This window comes from Bacillus sp. ms-22, from assembly GCF_009759805.1.
Lineage (GTDB): Bacteria > Bacillota > Bacilli > Bacillales > Bacillaceae > Bacillus > Bacillus xiamenensis.
On record NZ_CP046653.1, the window covers coordinates 438,680 to 456,356 of the forward strand.

General features: G+C 42.9%; 19 protein-coding genes. 12 read left to right on the top strand and 7 right to left on the bottom strand.

Annotated features, from left to right (window positions below; genetic code table 11):
• Positions 1 to 5: 5 nt before the first annotated feature.
• From thiM to GPA07_RS02300, 3 genes are all read left to right on the top strand, one after another.
• Positions 6 to 830, top strand: a complete 825-nt coding sequence (thiM, locus tag GPA07_RS02290) for a hydroxyethylthiazole kinase (protein WP_008355416.1) — start codon at positions 6 to 8, stop codon at positions 828 to 830.
• Positions 817 to 1,485: a thiamine phosphate synthase gene (gene thiE, locus GPA07_RS02295; RefSeq protein ID WP_157291962.1), complete on the top strand. Its 669-nt coding sequence runs from the start codon at positions 817 to 819 to the stop codon at positions 1,483 to 1,485. Before thiM ends, thiE begins: the two co-directional genes overlap by 14 nt.
• Before the next feature lie 336 nt (positions 1,486 to 1,821).
• Positions 1,822 to 2,196, top strand: a complete 375-nt coding sequence (locus GPA07_RS02300) for a nuclear transport factor 2-like protein (protein ID WP_157291963.1) — start codon at positions 1,822 to 1,824, stop codon at positions 2,194 to 2,196.
• Positions 2,197 to 2,222: 26 nt separating this feature from the next.
• Here GPA07_RS02300 and GPA07_RS02305 read toward each other — a convergent pair whose 3' ends face one another.
• The 6 genes from GPA07_RS02305 to GPA07_RS02330 all read right to left on the bottom strand — a co-directional run bounded on the left by GPA07_RS02305 (position 2,223) and on the right by GPA07_RS02330 (position 6,600).
• The gene (locus GPA07_RS02305) at positions 2,223 to 2,561 is read right to left on the bottom strand and encodes a DUF4288 domain-containing protein (protein ID WP_157291964.1); all 339 of its coding nucleotides are present in this window, start codon (positions 2,559 to 2,561) and stop codon (positions 2,223 to 2,225) included.
• 288 nt (positions 2,562 to 2,849) lie between these two features.
• A complete protein-coding gene (locus GPA07_RS02310) occupies positions 2,850 to 4,388 on the bottom strand; it encodes a solute symporter family protein (protein WP_008359646.1) in 1,539 nt (512 codons plus the stop codon).
• A complete protein-coding gene (locus tag GPA07_RS02315; protein WP_008359643.1) occupies positions 4,385 to 4,699 on the bottom strand; it encodes a DUF485 domain-containing protein in 315 nt (104 codons plus the stop codon). Before GPA07_RS02315 ends, GPA07_RS02310 begins: the two co-directional genes overlap by 4 nt.
• 107 nt (positions 4,700 to 4,806) lie before the next feature.
• Complete coding sequence (locus GPA07_RS02320; RefSeq protein WP_157291965.1) at positions 4,807 to 5,475, bottom strand: glycosyltransferase family protein; 669 nt, start codon at positions 5,473 to 5,475, stop codon at positions 4,807 to 4,809.
• Entirely contained in the window at positions 5,468 to 6,157 is a 690-nt protein-coding gene (locus tag GPA07_RS02325; RefSeq protein WP_157291966.1) for a class I SAM-dependent methyltransferase, read from the bottom strand. The genes GPA07_RS02320 and GPA07_RS02325 overlap by 8 nt, the downstream gene beginning before the upstream one ends.
• A gap of 302 nt (positions 6,158 to 6,459) precedes the next feature.
• On the bottom strand, positions 6,460 to 6,600 hold the full coding sequence (locus tag GPA07_RS02330) for an anti-repressor SinI family protein (RefSeq protein ID WP_008345506.1): 141 nt from the start codon (positions 6,598 to 6,600) through the stop codon (positions 6,460 to 6,462).
• A 458-nt stretch (positions 6,601 to 7,058) separates the two neighbouring features.
• Between GPA07_RS02330 and GPA07_RS02335 the strand changes: the two genes are divergently transcribed.
• Together GPA07_RS02335 and GPA07_RS02340 are read left to right on the top strand one after the other, a co-directional pair.
• A complete protein-coding gene (locus GPA07_RS02335; protein ID WP_012011676.1) occupies positions 7,059 to 7,442 on the top strand; it encodes a GtrA family protein in 384 nt (127 codons plus the stop codon).
• Positions 7,443 to 7,468: 26 nt separating this feature from the next.
• Positions 7,469 to 7,726 carry a hypothetical protein gene (locus tag GPA07_RS02340; protein ID WP_008359632.1) on the top strand — a complete coding sequence of 86 codons (258 nt, stop codon included), beginning with the start codon at positions 7,469 to 7,471 and terminating at the stop codon, positions 7,724 to 7,726.
• 34 nt (positions 7,727 to 7,760) lie between these two features.
• On the opposite strand, the gene GPA07_RS02345 is transcribed toward GPA07_RS02340, so the two are convergent.
• Positions 7,761 to 8,606, bottom strand: coding sequence for an AraC family transcriptional regulator (locus GPA07_RS02345; protein WP_008359630.1), 846 nt, complete (start codon positions 8,604 to 8,606; stop codon positions 7,761 to 7,763).
• Positions 8,607 to 8,787: 181 nt separating this feature from the next.
• On the opposite strand from GPA07_RS02345, the gene GPA07_RS02350 reads away from it, so the two are divergent.
• From GPA07_RS02350 to qoxC, 7 genes are all read left to right on the top strand, one after another.
• Positions 8,788 to 9,951 carry a galactokinase gene (locus GPA07_RS02350; RefSeq protein WP_071169211.1) on the top strand — a complete coding sequence of 388 codons (1,164 nt, stop codon included), beginning with the start codon at positions 8,788 to 8,790 and terminating at the stop codon, positions 9,949 to 9,951.
• A gap of 14 nt (positions 9,952 to 9,965) precedes the next feature.
• Positions 9,966 to 10,958, top strand: coding sequence for a UDP-glucose 4-epimerase GalE (galE, locus tag GPA07_RS02355; protein WP_008359625.1), 993 nt, complete (start codon positions 9,966 to 9,968; stop codon positions 10,956 to 10,958).
• Positions 10,959 to 10,993: 35 nt separating this feature from the next.
• Entirely contained in the window at positions 10,994 to 12,514 is a 1,521-nt protein-coding gene (gene galT, locus GPA07_RS02360; protein WP_157291967.1) for a UDP-glucose--hexose-1-phosphate uridylyltransferase, read from the top strand.
• A gap of 4 nt (positions 12,515 to 12,518) precedes the next feature.
• Positions 12,519 to 13,604, top strand: coding sequence for a M24 family metallopeptidase (locus GPA07_RS02365; RefSeq protein WP_157291968.1), 1,086 nt, complete (start codon positions 12,519 to 12,521; stop codon positions 13,602 to 13,604).
• Between the two features lie 512 nt (positions 13,605 to 14,116).
• Positions 14,117 to 15,073, top strand: coding sequence for a cytochrome aa3 quinol oxidase subunit II (qoxA, locus tag GPA07_RS02370; protein WP_145939431.1), 957 nt, complete (start codon positions 14,117 to 14,119; stop codon positions 15,071 to 15,073).
• 27 nt (positions 15,074 to 15,100) lie between these two features.
• Complete coding sequence (gene qoxB, locus GPA07_RS02375; RefSeq protein WP_008359617.1) at positions 15,101 to 17,059, top strand: cytochrome aa3 quinol oxidase subunit I; 1,959 nt, start codon at positions 15,101 to 15,103, stop codon at positions 17,057 to 17,059.
• Positions 17,059 to 17,676 (top strand): cytochrome aa3 quinol oxidase subunit III, encoded by a 618-nt coding sequence (gene qoxC / locus GPA07_RS02380; protein WP_008359616.1) that lies wholly within the window; start codon positions 17,059 to 17,061, stop codon positions 17,674 to 17,676. The genes qoxB and qoxC overlap by 1 nt, the downstream gene beginning before the upstream one ends.
• Position 17,677: the final 1 nt, after the last annotated feature.

Sequence of the window (17,677 nt, forward strand, 5' to 3'; positions counted from 1 at the left end):
TACTGATGAAATTAAGCAGCGCGTCTCATCTATTGGAGAAGGTTCGAGCGGATCATCCACTCGTCCATCATATCACCAACCAAGTCGTGACGAATTTTACAGCGAATGGACTGCTTGCTTTAGGTGCTTCTCCAGTCATGGCAAATGCAAAAGAGGAAGTGGCCGAAATGGCGCAATTAGCTGATGCACTTGTGCTGAATATCGGCACACTGACCAAGGATACGGTGGAGGCAATGAATATCGCTGGACAAGCGGCCAATGAAAAAGGTGTACCGGTCCTTTTAGATCCTGTTGGTGTGGGTGCGACTGCGTTTCGGACGAGTGCGGCGAAACAGCTGTTACAGCAAGTGAACATAACGGTTGTCAGAGGAAATGCTGCTGAAGTGGCTCATTTAATCGGAGTGGATGGCTGGCAGTCAAAAGGCGTTGATGCAAAAGAGGCAAGTGGAAATGTATCGTCTTTAGCAAAGCAAGCGGCAAAAGCACTGGAGACTGTTGTGGTGATCACAGGAAAAGTCGATGTCGTATCAGATGGAGATGAGGTTCTGTCCATTCATAATGGACATGAATGGCTGACCAAGGTGACAGGGACTGGCTGTTTACTTACATCTGTCATAGGGGCATTTTGTGCAACAGGTGAACGTCCAATTCATGCCTCAGCAGCAGCTCTGCTGTTTTATGGTGTCGCTGCTGAAAAGGCTGTTCAGGAGACAAAAGAGAAAGGGCCGGGGACCTTTCAAATGGAACTATTAAACGCATTATCAAATACAAATGGCAATGATGTGATGACGCTTGGGAAAATAGGGGGAGTTTTGCATGACGAAGGCTGATCAACAGCAAATCAAACAGCAATTATCGGTTTATTTTATTATGGGAACAGCGAATACAAGCAGACATCCGCTTGATGTCGTGAAAGAAGCCATTCAAGGCGGCATCACCATGTTTCAATTTCGTGAAAAAGGTGAAGGAGCTCTGCAAGGTGAAGAGAAGAAATATTTGGCCCAGCAAATTCAGGCACTTTGCCAAGAAGCGAATGTCCCCTTTATTGTGAATGATGATGTACAGCTTGCGATAGAACTTGATGCAGATGGAGTCCATGTTGGACAGGAGGATGCACGCGCGCAAGACGTAAGGGAAAGGATTGGGGATAAAATATTAGGCGTGTCCACGCACAACTTAGATGAAGTGCGACAAGCGGTGAAGGACGGAGCAGATTATGTCGGGATGGGCCCGGTTTATCCTACAGAAACGAAAAAGGATACACGAAGTGTTCAAGGTGTTTCTTTAATCAACGAAGTACGTCGTCATGGTCTTCATATTCCCATTGTGGGTATCGGCGGCATCACTTATGAAAATGCGGCACCAGTCATCCAAGCAGGCGCAGATGGCATCAGCATCATTAGTGCCATCAGCCAAAGCACTGATCCCCAAAAAGCAGCAGCAGAACTAAAATCACTTGTATTATCAGAGAAAGCATCTTACTAACCTGTAGAAGACATGGATTGATTCAATCCATGTTCAGCGTGTAGACAAACCCTTGCATTCTTTGTCAGTCCTGCGTGCCGGTGCTCACGAATGTCAAATTCGCTCCGCTCCGGTACTCGTCCTTCCTAGACTGCAAAGGTTTTCAGGTCACGCTGAAAAGAAGACAAAGGGCTAAAATAAAGATCATTTTAGCCCTTTGTCAACAATCTGGACATGGATTGATTCAATCCATGTCTTTTCTGATCCGGGTGAAAAATGGACAGGGGAGAAACAATTGTGTACAATCTAATTATTCGATTGTTATCGAAATGACAGGTAAATAAAGGAGAATGAATGATGGAAGTGCTCGAAACGTATTTTCGCCGATATGATGAGGCGGGAAAAGGACATGAGCAAATGGACGAACTGCTGGCGCTATTTTCGGATGATGTCATGATTGTCTTAAATGGTGCCGAGAAGCCTGGTATCCAAGAGTTTACACAATTTTTAAACACGTTCTTTCATGTACATGAAGACATTAAGCATATGTGGGATGGCTGGGTAAAACGAGAAGATGGAAAGTATGAGACAAACTGGGCCGTTTGTGGAAAGCTGAAAGATGGCCGTTTATATACAGCAGAAGGAATTGATATTGCGGGGCTGGACGATCAAGGGAAGATCATTTATTTAGAAAATGTTCCGAAAAACCCAGAGTTATTCCAGCGATATTAAAAAGCCGGCAGAGCAGCCGGCTTCTTTTATTTGTCTAAAGAATAAGCTTCAATCGCTTCTTTAGAAGATATTTCTTTTTCAAAAAGAAGATATCGGCTGTACACTTCACTTAAATGCAGGGGACCTTCGTCTAAGTTATCGACAAGCTCAAAGATATCTAAGATGGCTGCTAGTTTTGTGGTTGTTTGTCCATGATCTCCATTTTCAAAGGTTTCGTCTGGAAAAAAGTTTTTGACGATTTCTTTCACTTTTCGGTTGTTTTTTGCTCTCACTAAGATGATTCGCTCCTCAAAGATCTTCTCTGGTCTAACCTCTGGTGAGGAGCTAGATTCAAATAATAATTTTGCTGAGTAGAGTCTATGCATGTGATTCACTCCTTTCTTGAGGTGAATTTCCAGTGTGTATGTAAAATCATAACATAGGAAAGACATGATGCAGGAGAATATCAGGCTAATGGGGAGTGGTGATAGAGATGAAGAGTTTTATTGATAATAGGGGGGAGAATCATCACATGCTGTTCTTTTATCACGTTTAGAAGAATTGACAGGTTAGAAAGATTTAAAGAGAGATGATAAGGTCGATTAAAACCGTATTGAGATCTGTTTTGAATAGAAAGAACACAAAAAAGCCGGCAGAGCAGCCGGCTTTTCTGATCAATCAGTATCCATATGCATGCCTGTATGTGCCTTTACTTGAATTTCTGTAAAGGTGTCTTCATCTGCTTTTTCAGAGGAGAAAATGGTGCCTAAGTAAGCCGCAAGGAATCCAAGAGGGATAGAGATAATCCCAGGGTTCGACAGCGGGATGAGCGGCTCTCCTGTGAAGATGGCTCCCCCTGATGGGTCCCAGACGCTTGGGCTGAGCGATACGATGATGAGTGCGCTCAAAAGACCTGTTAAGCTTCCTGCTATAGCGCCAGTAGAATTGAATCGTTTCCAAAAGACCGTGAAAATGATCAATGGCAAATTCGCACTTGCTGCAACGGCGAAGGCAAGTGATACAAGAAAAGCGACGTTTAAGGATTGAGCAAATAACGCAAGGACAATAGAGAGAATAGACACGCCAATGGAAGCAAAGCGTGCTGCCTTAACTTGTTCCCGTTCGCTCGCTTTCCCTTTACGGATGATCTGACTATAAAAGTCATGGGCAAAAGCAGACGCTGCGGAAAGCACTAATCCCGTCACCACAGCCAATATAGTCGCAAAGGCGATGGCAGAAACAAAGGCAAATAAGAAATCTCCTCCAAGAGCTTGTGCAAGCAGTGGTGCGGCCATATTTCCTGCTGCATCCGCTGCTGTGATGGCCTCTGTGCCGACAAAGGCAGCGGCACCGAAGCCAAGAAACACCGTCATTAAATAAAAAATCCCGATGATCCAAGTGGCTGAAAGGACAGATTTCCGCGCAGAAATCGCATCCTTAACCGTATAAAAACGAATCAAAATATGCGGCAAACCTGCCGTCCCAAGCACCAGGGCAAGGTTAAGGGACAATGTTTCTAAAGGGACATCATATTTATTCCCCGGATGGAGGAAAGCTTCACCGAGCGGGGTCGCTGTTTTCATTTGTTCAAACATCTTCAGCAAACTAAAATCAAACTTTGCAAACACAAGCAGTGATATGATCAACGTTCCGAGCATTAGGAGAACAGCCTTCGTGATCTGTACCCAGCTGGTAGCGATCATACCGCCAAACACAACATAAATGGTCATCAAGACACCCACGATTAACACAGCGATCCAATAATCAATGCCAAGCAGCAGTTTAATTAATGCCCCTGCTCCTACAAGCTGTGCAATCATATAAAAAGTAGAGACCGTGATGGTGTTAAAGGCAGCAACGCCTCGAATGGCAGGCCGTTTGAATCGTGCAGCAATCATATCGGCCATTGTATATTTCCCTAGATTTCGCAGTGGTTCAGCCACGACATAAAGGACGACAAGATATGCTACAAGAAAGCCAATGCTATAGAAGAAGCCATCAAATCCATTTAAGGCGATCATTCCAGCGATCCCTAAAAATGAAGCAGCAGACATATAGTCACCAGCGATGGCAAGACCATTTTGAAACCCTGTAAGGCCGCCGCCTGCTGTGTAAAAATCACTTGCATTGCTTGTTTTTTTCGCAGCAAAATATGTGATGACCAATGTGAGCCCTACGATCGCTACGAATAAAATAAAAGCGGTCATGCTCATTCGTCATCACCTCTCGATTCAACTTTTAAAGCGCTTACATATTTGTCGAACTGAGCTGCTTTTTTCGCATAAAGCCCACATAAAACCCATGTCATGACAAATTGTGTGAGGGCGAATAACCAAGCCCAAGTGATCGCCCCGATTGCTGGCGCGTTCAAAAAGGTGAAGTAGGATGTAGCAACCGGAAGTGAAAAGTAAAAGAGAAAAAAGAAAATCGTCAACGGTACGATAAATCTGCGTTTTTCCTCAAGAAGTTTTCTGAAATCCTCTGAAGCGGCAACCTTCTTATAATGAACTTTTTTGTCTGCCATTGTTTCCTCCTTTGTACGAATTAGGGACAAGGTACTCCAATGCATATGAGACAATCTGGCTGTTTATGACAGTATATCATAAAAAAGGCACCCGGAAAGGGTGCTTTCTACCGATAATTCGCAAGAAATGTTTGTCTCGCTTTTTCATATGCTTCAGCGTCAAAATGATCTCCGCATTTGTGTATACACCAAGGTTCTTCTTGTTTCGCAATCCCAACCTCATACCCTTGCTGAGCGAACTCAAATGACTGTGACACATCATAAAAATGAAAGCCGTCAAACAGATCCTCACGCCACTTCATGTCATATTGAGTCGCCATAAAAAGACCGTCAACAGCCGAAGCTTTCAAATAATCTTGTTTCTCCGTTTGTTGATGACGTGATTCAAACGAAAGCAGCTGATAGGTGTCGTGACGATACTCTATCACTTTTCCTCTGCAATTATGGCTTTCCCACCAAATCCCATTGTCAGGCACACTTTCTGCACCTATCACCCCAAGTAAGCCGAGTGATGGATTTTGTAAAAAAAGCGGAATGAGCTCTAGAAGCATATGTTGTTTGACGATCAGTGTATCCTGATGAAGATAAATTTTAAATTGAGCGGGATGAGAGAGGGCTTCATTGTATCCAGAGGCCATACTTGAAGCCTGTCTAATGGGAAAGACCTCGACATGATACCCATGCGGAGCAGGAAGGGAAGCGAGCTGCCGGAAGCAAGCTTCAAACATTGACTCATCATTCACGCATAGGACAAATAAGATGGCAGGGTTACTCATTGAACTGAACGGCCTCCACCACGTATTGATAGGCTGTTGCTGCCTCGTTAAAATCGAAACGGATGCCATGCTTCACAAGTAATTCATGCAAATCATTCATTACGGCCTCATAGGAAGGATGCTGTACGCGAATGGTTTCGAGCTCCCGAATATGAAATCCCGCCGAATGAAAAAGTGCATGAATTTCATGAAGGGTAAAGAAACGTAAATGTGTTTGATCCATTAACCCTTCATCTGTATAAGAAAATTTTCCGGCTAGTAATTCTAAAACCGTTGAAATATGACCAATATTCGGAATGGATGCCAGGATGACTCCTTCCTTTTTAAGAAAGGGTTTGACCTTTTTTAAAGCAGCCCACGGGTCCAATAAATGTTCGAGGACGTCTCCGAAAATCATGCAGTCAAACTGTTCATCCCGATAAGGAAGAGCCATCTGTTCAATATTGCCGCATAAAACATGATCTAACGTCTGTTCAGCCTGCTTTGCCGCATCCTCAAAAGCTTCAATCCCGTATATGGCCCGGCCCTGCTGTTTTAGGACTTTTCCAAGCTGGCCTGTGCCGCATCCGATATCCAAAATAGATGTCCATTCCTCATGAATACGGCTGACGATGACAGGATTCACACCGTGATAATACTGATCCTTTTTGTGGTGATAATAGGAAAGGGAATCTGAACTCACGCTCCACCCGCCTTTCTTTCTTCGTATTGTGTTCATGCTTAATATATGGGTGGGAAGCTTGGTTTTATAACGAAGGAAGGGCACTTTCCATGAATGGCGGTTAAAAAGGAATCATATAAAGAACGGGAAACGGACTGTCCTCCTAAAATAGAAAGACAGAACCCCATTGAGTGGAAGGGATTGGTATGATGAGGTGTTCAATTATTGTAGCGTATTGTCATGAAAGGATTTTCAAAAGGTCAATTGACAGGTCAGAACTTTTAGCCAAAGCAATCTGAAAGACAAAGGATAACGGCGTTGATTTACGGTTTGTTTATCATCTTCTGATCACCGTTGGATGTTAAAAAAGCTTGTATTTCTTCGATGCCTAGTCCAATTTTTTTCGCTTCCTGAATCAAATAAACCCACTCTTCGTCAACTCTTCTTTTCACTTGCGTATCCATAATATCCTCCAGTTCAATAAGACATATTCATCTGCAACCAATGACTTGAACAAACCGTCTAGTAACTGTACGTGTGTGTGAATGCAGCACAAAAATAGATTTTTGTCGAAAAATGATGACATTTAACCTATTTTGTAAAATCTATCACCTACCACGTCCCTAAAAAAATGACTAAAAAACCCAAAAATATTGATTTCTTACTTCTAATAATAAACAATTGTAAAGTCAGTTAAAAGATTATAAATTAAAATAATGATAAAGACCTAAATCGTTTGACTCATATAAACCGATGAGGTTGACATATGCCATCAGTTAGAACAAATTTCATCTTTGCAGGACGTACATATTGTTCGTTTGGGAAGTTCTTCTTCAGATGGTATTCTAAAAGAAACAGAATTCACCAAGAAGGAATGAAGAAAGACATGTATAGCCTTTTTCAAAAGTATCAAGAAGTTGTCATGTATCTGGTCATGGGTGTGTGTACAACCATTGTCAACATAGTCAGCTTCTATTTATTCGTTGAGATGTTTTCCATGGATTATAAAACAGCAACGGTTGTTTCATGGGTATTTGCTGTTCTCTTTGCTTATATCACCAATAAGAAGTATGTCTTCAAGCAAAAGGCTCGTGACACAAAAAGCCTCATGCGTGAGCTTTCTTCATTTTTTAGTGTCCGTCTCATGTCTCTAGGTGTAGATCTGGGGCTGATGATCTTATTTGTGAGCCAAATGGCGCTCAATGAAACCGTCGCAAAAATCCTTGTTAACTTTGTGATTGTCGTGGTCAATTATGTCGCCAGTAAATGGTTCGTGTTCAAGAAAACAAAAGAAGATGCGATTTAACACATGAAAAAGATAGGTGATGTGAAATGAGCAGCAGGCCAGACGTATTATATGATGCCGTGTATCAACAAACAGAAAAGCAGCATGAACAAGTGTTGAGGCTAGTCAAAGAAATGACCGCACATCCAGAAGCGTTTTCTGAACAAGAAAAGGAAAAGATCAACCGAATGGACATTGCGCTTCAAACGGCAACGGACATTTTAGAAAATTTAATGACCCCTGACACGCAAATGACCATTGTTTTAAGACAAGGGAGAATTCGTGTTGACCTGACGAAAGCGTAAAAGAAGCAGCCAATTGAAAAGCGGCTGCTTTTTATTATGCATCGCTTGTTTCCCGCAGTTGCTTTGGAGACATGCCGATTTTCTTTCGAAAAACTTTATTCAAGTAATTCGCGTTTCGGTAGCCACACTGTATGGCGATTTCTTCAATCGAGTATTTCGTTGTTTTTAATAACGTTTCCGCCTTTTCTAAACGAATATTGGTTAAATAGTGAATCGGTGTGAAGCCAGTTGCCTTTTTGAATTCCCTCGTAAAATGACTTTTAGATAAACGTGCCGCAACTGCCATGTCGTCAGGGCCGATTTCCTCGTGAAAATGATGACTTGCAAACAAGGCCGCTTGGACGATGGGTTCAGGCCATTTCTCCATTTGTCCTTCAAGCTTTGGCAAATATGAATACAGTTCCATGACAAATTGATAAGCAAGGCTAGATCCCTCAAATGGATTGGTGATCCGTCTTTCACTGGCTTCATCATAGATTTTCTTTAGCAGGCGGATCGGTTTGGAATTTGGATGAAAACGTATGACCTGCTTTCCTTGATTCATAAATTGATCAAAGCAAAGATCGCAAGCTTCCCCGTAAAGGGTCAAATAGAGAAATTCCCAATGCTCACTGTCTTCTGGAAAATAGTATTGATAGGCACTTGGGCTTTTCACGAGAAAGGCCTGTCCAGGCAATACTTTGAATCGCTTCTGTCCGATTTCAATCATGCCATGTCCAGACAGTGTGAGCTGAAAGATGCACTTGCCCTGATCCTTCCGCTCTACTCCATTCCAACTGTACAGCGAAGATGATTGCACTTCCCAGCCAACAGACCATATTTGGGCCGGCAATGTTACATCAGAATGGTGAAAACGAAATGCAAATGCTTCCTTCTTCAAATTGGAAATCCCCCTTCACAGCAAAAAACAACCTTTTTCTATTTTGAATCATGGTACACCTCATATCACATCGTACCATTCACAGCAAAAAAAGGGTATTTTTAAACGGTTTTTTTACCATTGAATTTCCGCTGCCTGGGCAACTAAAATAAGATTATCAGAAGAGAAAAGGGGAATGGATATGATCGACACGTTACGAGCGGCCTTTCACCAGCAATTTGGAGATCAAGAAGAACTTCGGTATTTTTTCGCCCCAGGCAGGGTGAACCTGATCGGTGAACATACAGATTACAATGGAGGCCATGTCTTCCCTTGCGCTCTCACTCTTGGCACGTATGCGGCGGGAGCAAAACGGACAGATGGCCGCGTCAGAATGTACTCCTTGAACTTTAAAGAAGAAGGTGTGAAAGAGTTCAATCTTTTTGAAATCGCTTACGTAGAATCGGACGGCTGGGCGAACTATCCAAAGGGAGTGTTCAATCAGTTTATTGAAGCAGGCATGGATATAAAAGAAGGCTTTGATATTGTGTACGGCGGTAATATTCCAAACGGTGCAGGATTGTCATCCTCTGCCTCCATTGAGCTCGTTACAGCTGTCTTGATCAATGAATGGTTGTCATTCGGCGTTTCACATGTCGATCTCGCCCTTCTTGCGCAGCGTGCAGAAAATGAATTCATTGGCGTCAATTGCGGTATCATGGATCAGTTTTCGATTAGCCTTGGAAAAGAAGGTCACGCCATTTTACTTAATTGTGACACCCTTTCCTTTGAATACAGCCCATTTCGGCAAGAGGGGCTAGCGCTCGTCATTGCCAATACAAACAAAAAGCGGACACTGGCAGACTCCAAATACAATGAACGCCGTTTTGAGTGTCAATCTGCTTTAAACGACCTTAGGAAAGAAATAGACATAGCGCATTTATGTGAGCTCACGTCGGATGAATTCGCCAAGTATGCCCATTTGATTCAAGATGAAACGTGCCGCAAACGTGCAACACATGCAGTGACGGAAAACGAGAGGACCATGAAAGCAGTAAAATTTCTAAAAGATGATAAAATGAAAGAACTAGGCGTTCTCATGAAGGCTTCTCACCTTTCTTTAAAGAATGATTATGAAGTGACTGGACTCGAACTAGATGCACTGGCAGAAGCCGCCTGGCACCATCCAGGGACGATTGGTTCCCGTATGACAGGTGCTGGCTTTGGGGGCTGCACAGTCAGCATTGTGAAAGAAGAGCTGGTGGACTCATTTATAGAAGAAACAGGTGCGATGTACGAAGAAAAAACAGGAATTCAAGCCTCTTTTTACACAGCTGGAATTGGAGGCGGCGCCAGAGAATTATAAAAGGAGGAAATTTAATGACAATTTTAGTTTGTGGAGGAGCAGGTTTTATTGGCAGTCATGCAGTGGCGGCTCTTTTAGCTAGAGGAGAACAAGTGGTGATTGTTGATAATCTGCAGACAGGACATAAAGAAGCGGTTATTGAGGGAGCTGTATTAGAGGAGGGTGATTTAAGAGATCAAGCTTTTCTAAGACGGGTTTTTCAAACGCATCAAATTGAAGCGGTGATGCACTTTGCAGCAGATTCACTTGTTGGTGAGAGTGTGACCGATCCGTTAAAGTACTATGACAACAACGTCGGAGGGGCCACTGCTTTGCTTCAGGTGATGAATGAATTTGGTGTGAAACGCATCGTCTTCTCTTCAACTGCTGCTACATATGGTGAACCAAAGCGTGTGCCGATCGTTGAAACGGATGAGACGAATCCAACAAACCCTTATGGAGAAACGAAGCTGGCGATTGAAAAAATGCTGAAGTGGTCTGAGCAAGCATATGGCATAGAGTACGTTGTGCTTCGTTACTTTAATGTAGCGGGTGCTCATACAGAAGGCCTTGTCGGTGAAGATCATCAGCCAGAAACGCATCTGATCCCGATTATTCTTCAAGTGGCTTTAGGAAAACGTGATCAGATCATGATTTACGGCGATGATTATGAGACAGAGGACGGCACGTGCATTAGAGATTACATTCATGTCATGGATTTAGTGGAGGCACACATCTTAGCGGTTGATCGTCTGCGTGAAGGAAAAGGAAGTGCAACTTACAACTTAGGGAATGGCACTGGCTTCTCTGTGAAGCAGGTAGTGGAAGCCGCAAGAGAAGTAACGGGTCATGCCATTCCAGCACAGATAGCAAAAAGACGCGCAGGAGATCCTGCAAAGCTGATAGCTTCTTCAGAAAAGGCGCTGCAAGAATTGGGATGGAAGCCTCAATATGCAGATCTTCACACCATCATTCAAAGTGCATGGGATTGGTTTCAGAAACATCCAGAAGGCTACCAAAGTGAGTAAAGCATAACAGGTAGGCAAGAGAGGAGACCGAGGGAATGGCGACTGATATTTTTGAAAGGCTGGAACAGCTGATTCAATACGGGATCGATAAAGAGCTTATATCACCACTAGATATCGATTATACGAGGAATCGACTGCTTGAAGTGCTTGAGCTCGATGAAGCGGAGGCAAGGAAGGTCTCAGGCGGAATGGACCTTGAAGACATCTTAATGCCAATGCTTGATTGGGCAGTGGAAACAGGTCTCATTCCAGAAGGGACGGATACGTATCGTGATTTACTAGATGCCAAAATCATGGGCTGTCTAGTGGCGCCTCCAAGTGTCATCTATGGGAAGTTTGAAGAGAAACGCCAGCATGAAGGGCCAAAGGCCGCCACAAACTGGTTCTATGAGATGCAGCAGCATGCACACTATATTCATACAGGCAGAATCGCCAAAAATGTGCAGTGGTTTACACCTACAGACGATGGTGTACTGGAGATCACGATTAATCTATCGAAACCGGAAAAAGACCCAAAAGCGATCGCTGAAGCCAAGAAGCTCAGTCAAAAGCAATATCCTCTTTGTCTCCTTTGTAAAGAAAACGTTGGGTTTGGGGGACGGATCAACCACCCAGCAAGGCAGAATCACCGGATTATCCCTGTCACGCTCACAGATGAATCATGGTTTATGCAATTTTCACCATATGTGTATTACAACGAGCATTGCATTGTGTTCAAAGGTGAACATGAGCCAATGAGCATCACAAAAAAGACCTTTGAACGACTGCTTTCCTTCATATCTATATATCCACACTATTTCATTGGATCAAACGCCGATCTCCCCATCGTCGGGGGCAGTATATTAAGTCATGACCATTTTCAAGGCGGTGCACATGAATTTCCGATGGCGAAAGCAGAGATGGAAGATGTTTTTTCTCTCGAAGGGTTTTCACATGTGAAAGCGGGCATTGTGAAATGGCCGATGTCTGTGATTCGGCTTCAAAGCAGCGACCGGCAGATGCTTGCGAACGCAGCGGAATTTATTTTAAATGAGTGGAAAATGTATTCAGATGAAGCTGTGGATCTGATTGCTCATACAGGAGAGACTCCGCACAATACGATTACACCTATCGCACGCCGTCATGGGGATGAGTATGAATTAGATCTAGTGCTGAGGAATAACCGTACAGACGAACGTCATCCAGACGGAATCTTCCACCCGCACAAAGAAGTCCATCATATGAAAAAAGAGAATATCGGGTTAATTGAAGTCATGGGTCTTGCCGTCCTTCCTGGAAGATTAGCAGAGGAGTTAAGCCAGTTAAAAACGGTGCTGCTCTCTGAAAACCCTCTTGAACAAATCAAGGCCCGCCCTGCCATTATGAAGCACGAGTCATGGACGGAGCGTCTGCTTGAAGAGCATATCTTTACAGAGGACAACATAGAAGCGATTTTACAAAAAGAAATCGGCCTGATTTTTTCTCAGATTCTTTCGCAGGCGGGTGTGTTTAAAAGAACCGGGCAAGGGAAAACAGCATTTAAGCGTTTCATTCGAACACTCCATACAGGCAGGTGATTAGATGATTGAACAGGTAAGAAGCTTAATGGAAACAAAACAGCTTGATGGTGTCCTGATTCAAAAGCGAAATAACTTTTCCTGGCTCACAGGAGGGAGAAGAAATCACATCGTGTTAAACACGCCAGAGGGCGTTTGCCACCTGCTTGTGTTGAAAGACGACATCGTATTGATTGTGAATCAAATGGAAGAAAAACGAATCATTGAAGAAGAAATGGCGTATTTTGATCACCCCTATCAAGTGGTGACGATGGATTGGTATGAGGATGAGACTGCCTATGTTCAAAAGCTCACAAAAGAAAAACGAATCGGAGCGGATATTCAAATGGAAGGCGTTGAATGGATTGAACCAGATTTGTCTCTTGTTCGATCAATCCTTTCCTCATCACAGCTCAGCCAATATGAAACCCTTTGTTATGAAACAGCCGTCATTGTAGAGAGTGTCTGTAAAGAAATCGTCCCAGGCCAGACAGAGCACGAAATTGCCTCGCTTGTTGCTCAAAGAGCGATCGCGCAAGGTATGACAATTGAAGTGCTCCTCGTGGCGACAGATGACCGGATACAGCAATATCGTCACCCGATTCCAACTGAAAAATCGATTCAAAAGCATGCGCTTGTTGTCCTTTGTGCGGAACGGCATGGACTCGTGGCAAATGTCACAAGATCCGTTTACTTTGGCCAGCTTCCAAAGGAGCTTGAAGAAAACAGGGGACGGCTTGCGCGGATTGACACGGTCATGAATACGGCTACTCGTCCTGGAAACACCATTGGAGATGTACTGAAGGCAGGAATTGCCCAGTATGAAAAAGAAGGCTTCCCCGATAGCTGGAAAAAGCTTCATCAAGGCGGGAAAACGGGTTTTGTATCTCGAGAGATCATTGCAGTTCCATCATCGAAGGAAGAGATTCAGCTTCATCAAGTATTCACTTGGAACCCTTCATTACCGGGGTTAAAATCTGAGGATACGATGGTCGTAGAGACAGAGGGAAATCGCTTCTTAACCTATACGGGCAAGTGGACATACATTGACATCGAACATGATGGCGTCATCTATAGACGTCCCGACATCTTGGTGAGAGAAGAATCATGAGAAAGCCGGCGATGAGCCGGTTTTTTTGCTGGAAGTCTTTAGTGAGATTCCACTCATTTATCACCATTACCAATCATTACAGCGCACAGGAGGACGATCGATACTTTCTTTTCTTGTCAACTTGCGTTAAAATGAAAAAGGTTTTTGTTAAATGTGGGGATACCTATTTTGAAATTGTTTACCTAGATAAAATTTCATCAAGTTAAATTGAAATTTGACCAAACTTTTTTATTGTGGTAAACCTAAATTTGACAAAGTTCTTGATTGTATGTCCTTTGCCTTCCGCTCTCAACTTTTCAAATTCCTAGAAATTTATTGTGTCTGCAATAATATAAATTTATGGCGAATTTATGACATTTTATTAGAAATCTGTTGAAAAATAAATGAACTTTTGAAAAAAGGGAAGCTAACTCTAACAGATTTTGATAGCATTACAAAGGGAAGAAAAGTTTTCGAAGGCAGATGGCTTTTCACAATTATTCAGCAATTTATACATTATTTAAGGAAGGATGGTGATCTTCTTGTTCAGAGCCATTAAACCTATGCTTTTATTAGCGATGCTCGTGAGTGTTTTTGTATTAGGAGGTTGCAGCAATATCGCTGTTTTAGATCCTAAAGGGCCAGTCGCAGCACAACAAAAAGACTTAATCCTTTTATCTATCGGATTCATGCTCTTTATCGTTGGTGCGGTATTTGTACTGTTTACCATCATTTTGGTGAAATACCGTGAGCGTAAGGACGTTGGAAACGCCTCTTATAACCCGGAATTACACGGGAATACGCTTCTAGAAGTTATCTGGACAGTGATCCCAATATTAATCGTTGCTGCCCTTTCGGTTCCAACTGTAAAAACAATTTACTCTTTGGAAGAAGCGCCTCAAGCAACAAGCCATAAAGATCCACTGGTTATTTATGCTACAGCAGTTGATTGGAAATGGATCTTTAGTTATCCAGAGGAAAATATTGAAACAGTGAACTACTTAAACATTCCAAAAGATCAGCCGATTTTATTCAAAATCACTTCCGCTGATACAATGGCATCACTATGGATTCCTCAGCTAGGCGGGGAGAAGTATGCGATGGCTGGAATGGAAATGGAACAATATCTTCAAGCTGATGAAGTAGGCACATACGAAGGAAGAAACGCCAACTTCACAGGTGAAGGCTTTGCTCAGCAAAAATTCAAAGTCAATGCGATGACGCAGTCTGACTATGATAAATGGGTAAGTAAAACGAAAAAAGAAGCACCAAAGTTAACGAAGAAAACGTATGACTACTTGATGCTTCCTGATGCTGCAGATGTGCAGACTTTCTCATCAACACATTTATCTTTTGCGAAGCACGGAGAGGATGCTGAATACGCACTCCAAGCACGCAAACGTTTAGGTTATCAAGCAGTTTCTCCGCATTCCAAGACAGATCCTTTCGAGAATGTGAAGAACTATAAAAGAAAACTAGAATCAGAATAAACTGACTAAGGAAAGGAGGAGGCCGTTATGCATTTAAAATGGGATGAGTTTTTTGTAACTGGAGACCCATTAATTCTTGGTGCGCAAATTTCTATCGCTCTTACTTCCATTGCCATCGTGTTTGTTTTAACCTACTTCAAAAAGTGGAAATGGCTCTGGAAAGAATGGCTGACATCAGTTGATCATAAAAAGCTGGGGATCATGTATATCCTTGCTGCTGTGATTATGTTCTTCCGCGGTGGGGTAGACGGACTGATGATGCGCGCACAGCTGGCGCTTCCTAATAATACGTTTTTGAATTCCAACCACTATAATGAAATTTTTACAACGCATGGTACGATCATGATTCTATTCATGGCGATGCCATTTTTAATTGGTTTGATCAACGTCGTTGTTCCTCTTCAAATTGGTGCACGTGACGTTGCATTCCCGTATTTGAACAACCTTAGCTTCTGGACATTCATGGTCGGAGCAATGCTGTTCAACATTTCCTTCGTTATTGGAGGATCACCAAGTGCAGGCTGGACGAGTTACATGCCGCTCGCCGGAAATGATTTCTCACCAGGACCTGGACAGAACTATTACTTGCTTGGGCTCCAAATTGCAGGTATTGGTACACTTATGACAGGTATTAACTTCATGGTGACCATCTTAAAAATGCGTACAAAAGGTATGACGCTTATGCGTATGCCGATGTTTACATGGACTACATTGATTACGTCTGTCATCATCGTTTTCGCATTCCCTGTATTAACAGTTGCTTTAGCACTTATGACATTCGATCGTTTATTCGGTTCTGCATTCTTTACACTCGAAGCAGGCGGTATGCCAATGCTTTGGGCGAACCTTTTCTGGATTTGGGGACATCCTGAGGTATATATCGTGATCCTGCCGGCTTTCGGTATTTTCTCAGAAATCTTTGCGACGTTCTCAAGAAAGCAGTTGTTTGGTTACAAAGCGATGGTTGTATCGATTGTGGCAATCTCTGTTCTTAGCTTCATTGTGTGGGTTCACCACTTCTTTACAATGGGGAACAGTGCAGCGGTTAACTCATTCTTCTCGATTACAACAATGGCGATTTCTGTACCAACAGGTGTAAAAATCTTTAACTGGCTCTTTACGATGTATCGAGGCCGTATCAGCTTTACATCCCCAATGCTTTGGGCACTTGGTTTCATCCCGAACTTTGTGATCGGTGGTGTGACTGGGGTTATGCTTGCGATGGCAGCTGCGGATTACCAGTACCATAACACGTACTTCCTAGTATCCCACTTCCACTATGTATTAATCGCAGGTACGGTATTTGCTTGTTTTGCTGGTCTTGTTTTCTGGTATCCGAAAATGTTTGGTTACAAGTTAAACGAACGCATCGGCAAATGGTTCTTCTGGGTATTCATGATTGGTTTCAACATCTGTTTCTTCCCGCAGTACTTCTTAGGACTGCAAGGAATGCCAAGACGTATTTATACGTATGGACCAGAAGATGGCTGGACGGCACTAAACTTTATTTCAACAATTGGTGCATTCATGATGGGTATCGGATTCATCATCCTTTGCTACAACATTTACTACAGCTGGAGACACGCGAAACGTGAAGTGTCTGGAGACAGCTGGGGAGAAGGACGTACACTTGACTGGGCGACATCTTCTGCAATTCCGCCGCATTACAACTTTGCAGCACTTCCAGAAGTGACAGCACCAGATGCATTCCATCATTGGAAGAAGAACAATGTAGACGTTCATCCTGAAAAAGAATTCAAGAAAATTCACATGCCGCACAATTCAGGCAGACCACTTATCATGTCTGCATTCTTCGGACTTGGTGCATTCGGTCTTGTATTTGAATGGTACTGGATTGGCGTAATTGGCTTAATCGGTGTATTCGCAACAATGATTTTACGTTCATTCGAATATGACGATGGCTACTATATTCCTGTTGAAGAAGTGATTGAAACAGAGAAAAAGAATAAGGAGGCGCAGAAGTAATGGGACATAATGATAGCAGCTATGCAAATGCACCGCTTGAATATCAGTCTGAAACCGGACGTTTAAATATCCTTGGTTTCTGGATATTCCTTGGCGCGGAAATCGTGTTATTCTCAACACTTTTTGCGACCTACTTTGTTCTTCATGGCAGAACAGCTGGCGGCGTTTTACCAGCTGAGCTGTTTGATATGAAGCTAGTATTGATCATGACATTCCTGCTATTAGTTAGTTCATTTACGTGCGGGATTGCGGTTCATGAAATGCGCCGCGGAAGTACAAAAGGGGTTGTCATCTGGACGATTCTGACACTGCTTCTAGGTGCAGGCTTTGTTGGTTTTGAGATTTTCGAGTTCTTCCATTATGTACATGAGGGTGCCAGCATCCATACAAGTGCGTATTGGTCTGCATTCTTTGTTCTTTTAGGAACACACGGACTACACGTATCCATCGGTATCTTCTGGATTACTGGGATCTTGTTCCAAATTAAGAAACGTGGTTTAACACCACAAACAGCAGCGAAGATCTTTATCTCAAGTCTATACTGGCATTTCCTTGATGTTGTATGGATTTTCATCTTCACAGCTGTTTACTTGATCGGATTAGGGGGGCTTTTGTGAT

Coding starts and splice junctions, on each gene's coding strand:
- galE (WP_008359625.1), top strand. CDS start 9,966: ATGACAATTTTAGTTTGTGGAGGAGCAGGTTTTATTGGCAGTCATGCA.
- qoxC (WP_008359616.1), top strand. CDS start 17,059: ATGGGACATAATGATAGCAGCTATGCAAATGCACCGCTTGAATATCAG.
- GPA07_RS02340 (WP_008359632.1), top strand. CDS start 7,469: ATGAGCAGCAGGCCAGACGTATTATATGATGCCGTGTATCAACAAACA.
- qoxB (WP_008359617.1), top strand. CDS start 15,101: ATGCATTTAAAATGGGATGAGTTTTTTGTAACTGGAGACCCATTAATT.
- GPA07_RS02350 (WP_071169211.1), top strand. CDS start 8,788: ATGATCGACACGTTACGAGCGGCCTTTCACCAGCAATTTGGAGATCAA.
- galT (WP_157291967.1), top strand. CDS start 10,994: ATGGCGACTGATATTTTTGAAAGGCTGGAACAGCTGATTCAATACGGG.
- GPA07_RS02305 (WP_157291964.1), bottom strand. CDS start 2,561: ATGCATAGACTCTACTCAGCAAAATTATTATTTGAATCTAGCTCCTCA.
- thiE (WP_157291962.1), top strand. CDS start 817: ATGACGAAGGCTGATCAACAGCAAATCAAACAGCAATTATCGGTTTAT.
- GPA07_RS02330 (WP_008345506.1), bottom strand. CDS start 6,600: ATGGATACGCAAGTGAAAAGAAGAGTTGACGAAGAGTGGGTTTATTTG.
- thiM (WP_008355416.1), top strand. CDS start 6: ATGAAATTAAGCAGCGCGTCTCATCTATTGGAGAAGGTTCGAGCGGAT.
- GPA07_RS02310 (WP_008359646.1), bottom strand. CDS start 4,388: ATGAGCATGACCGCTTTTATTTTATTCGTAGCGATCGTAGGGCTCACA.
- GPA07_RS02315 (WP_008359643.1), bottom strand. CDS start 4,699: ATGGCAGACAAAAAAGTTCATTATAAGAAGGTTGCCGCTTCAGAGGAT.
- GPA07_RS02335 (WP_012011676.1), top strand. CDS start 7,059: ATGTATCTGGTCATGGGTGTGTGTACAACCATTGTCAACATAGTCAGC.
- GPA07_RS02300 (WP_157291963.1), top strand. CDS start 1,822: ATGGAAGTGCTCGAAACGTATTTTCGCCGATATGATGAGGCGGGAAAA.
- GPA07_RS02365 (WP_157291968.1), top strand. CDS start 12,519: ATGATTGAACAGGTAAGAAGCTTAATGGAAACAAAACAGCTTGATGGT.
- GPA07_RS02320 (WP_157291965.1), bottom strand. CDS start 5,475: ATGAGTAACCCTGCCATCTTATTTGTCCTATGCGTGAATGATGAGTCA.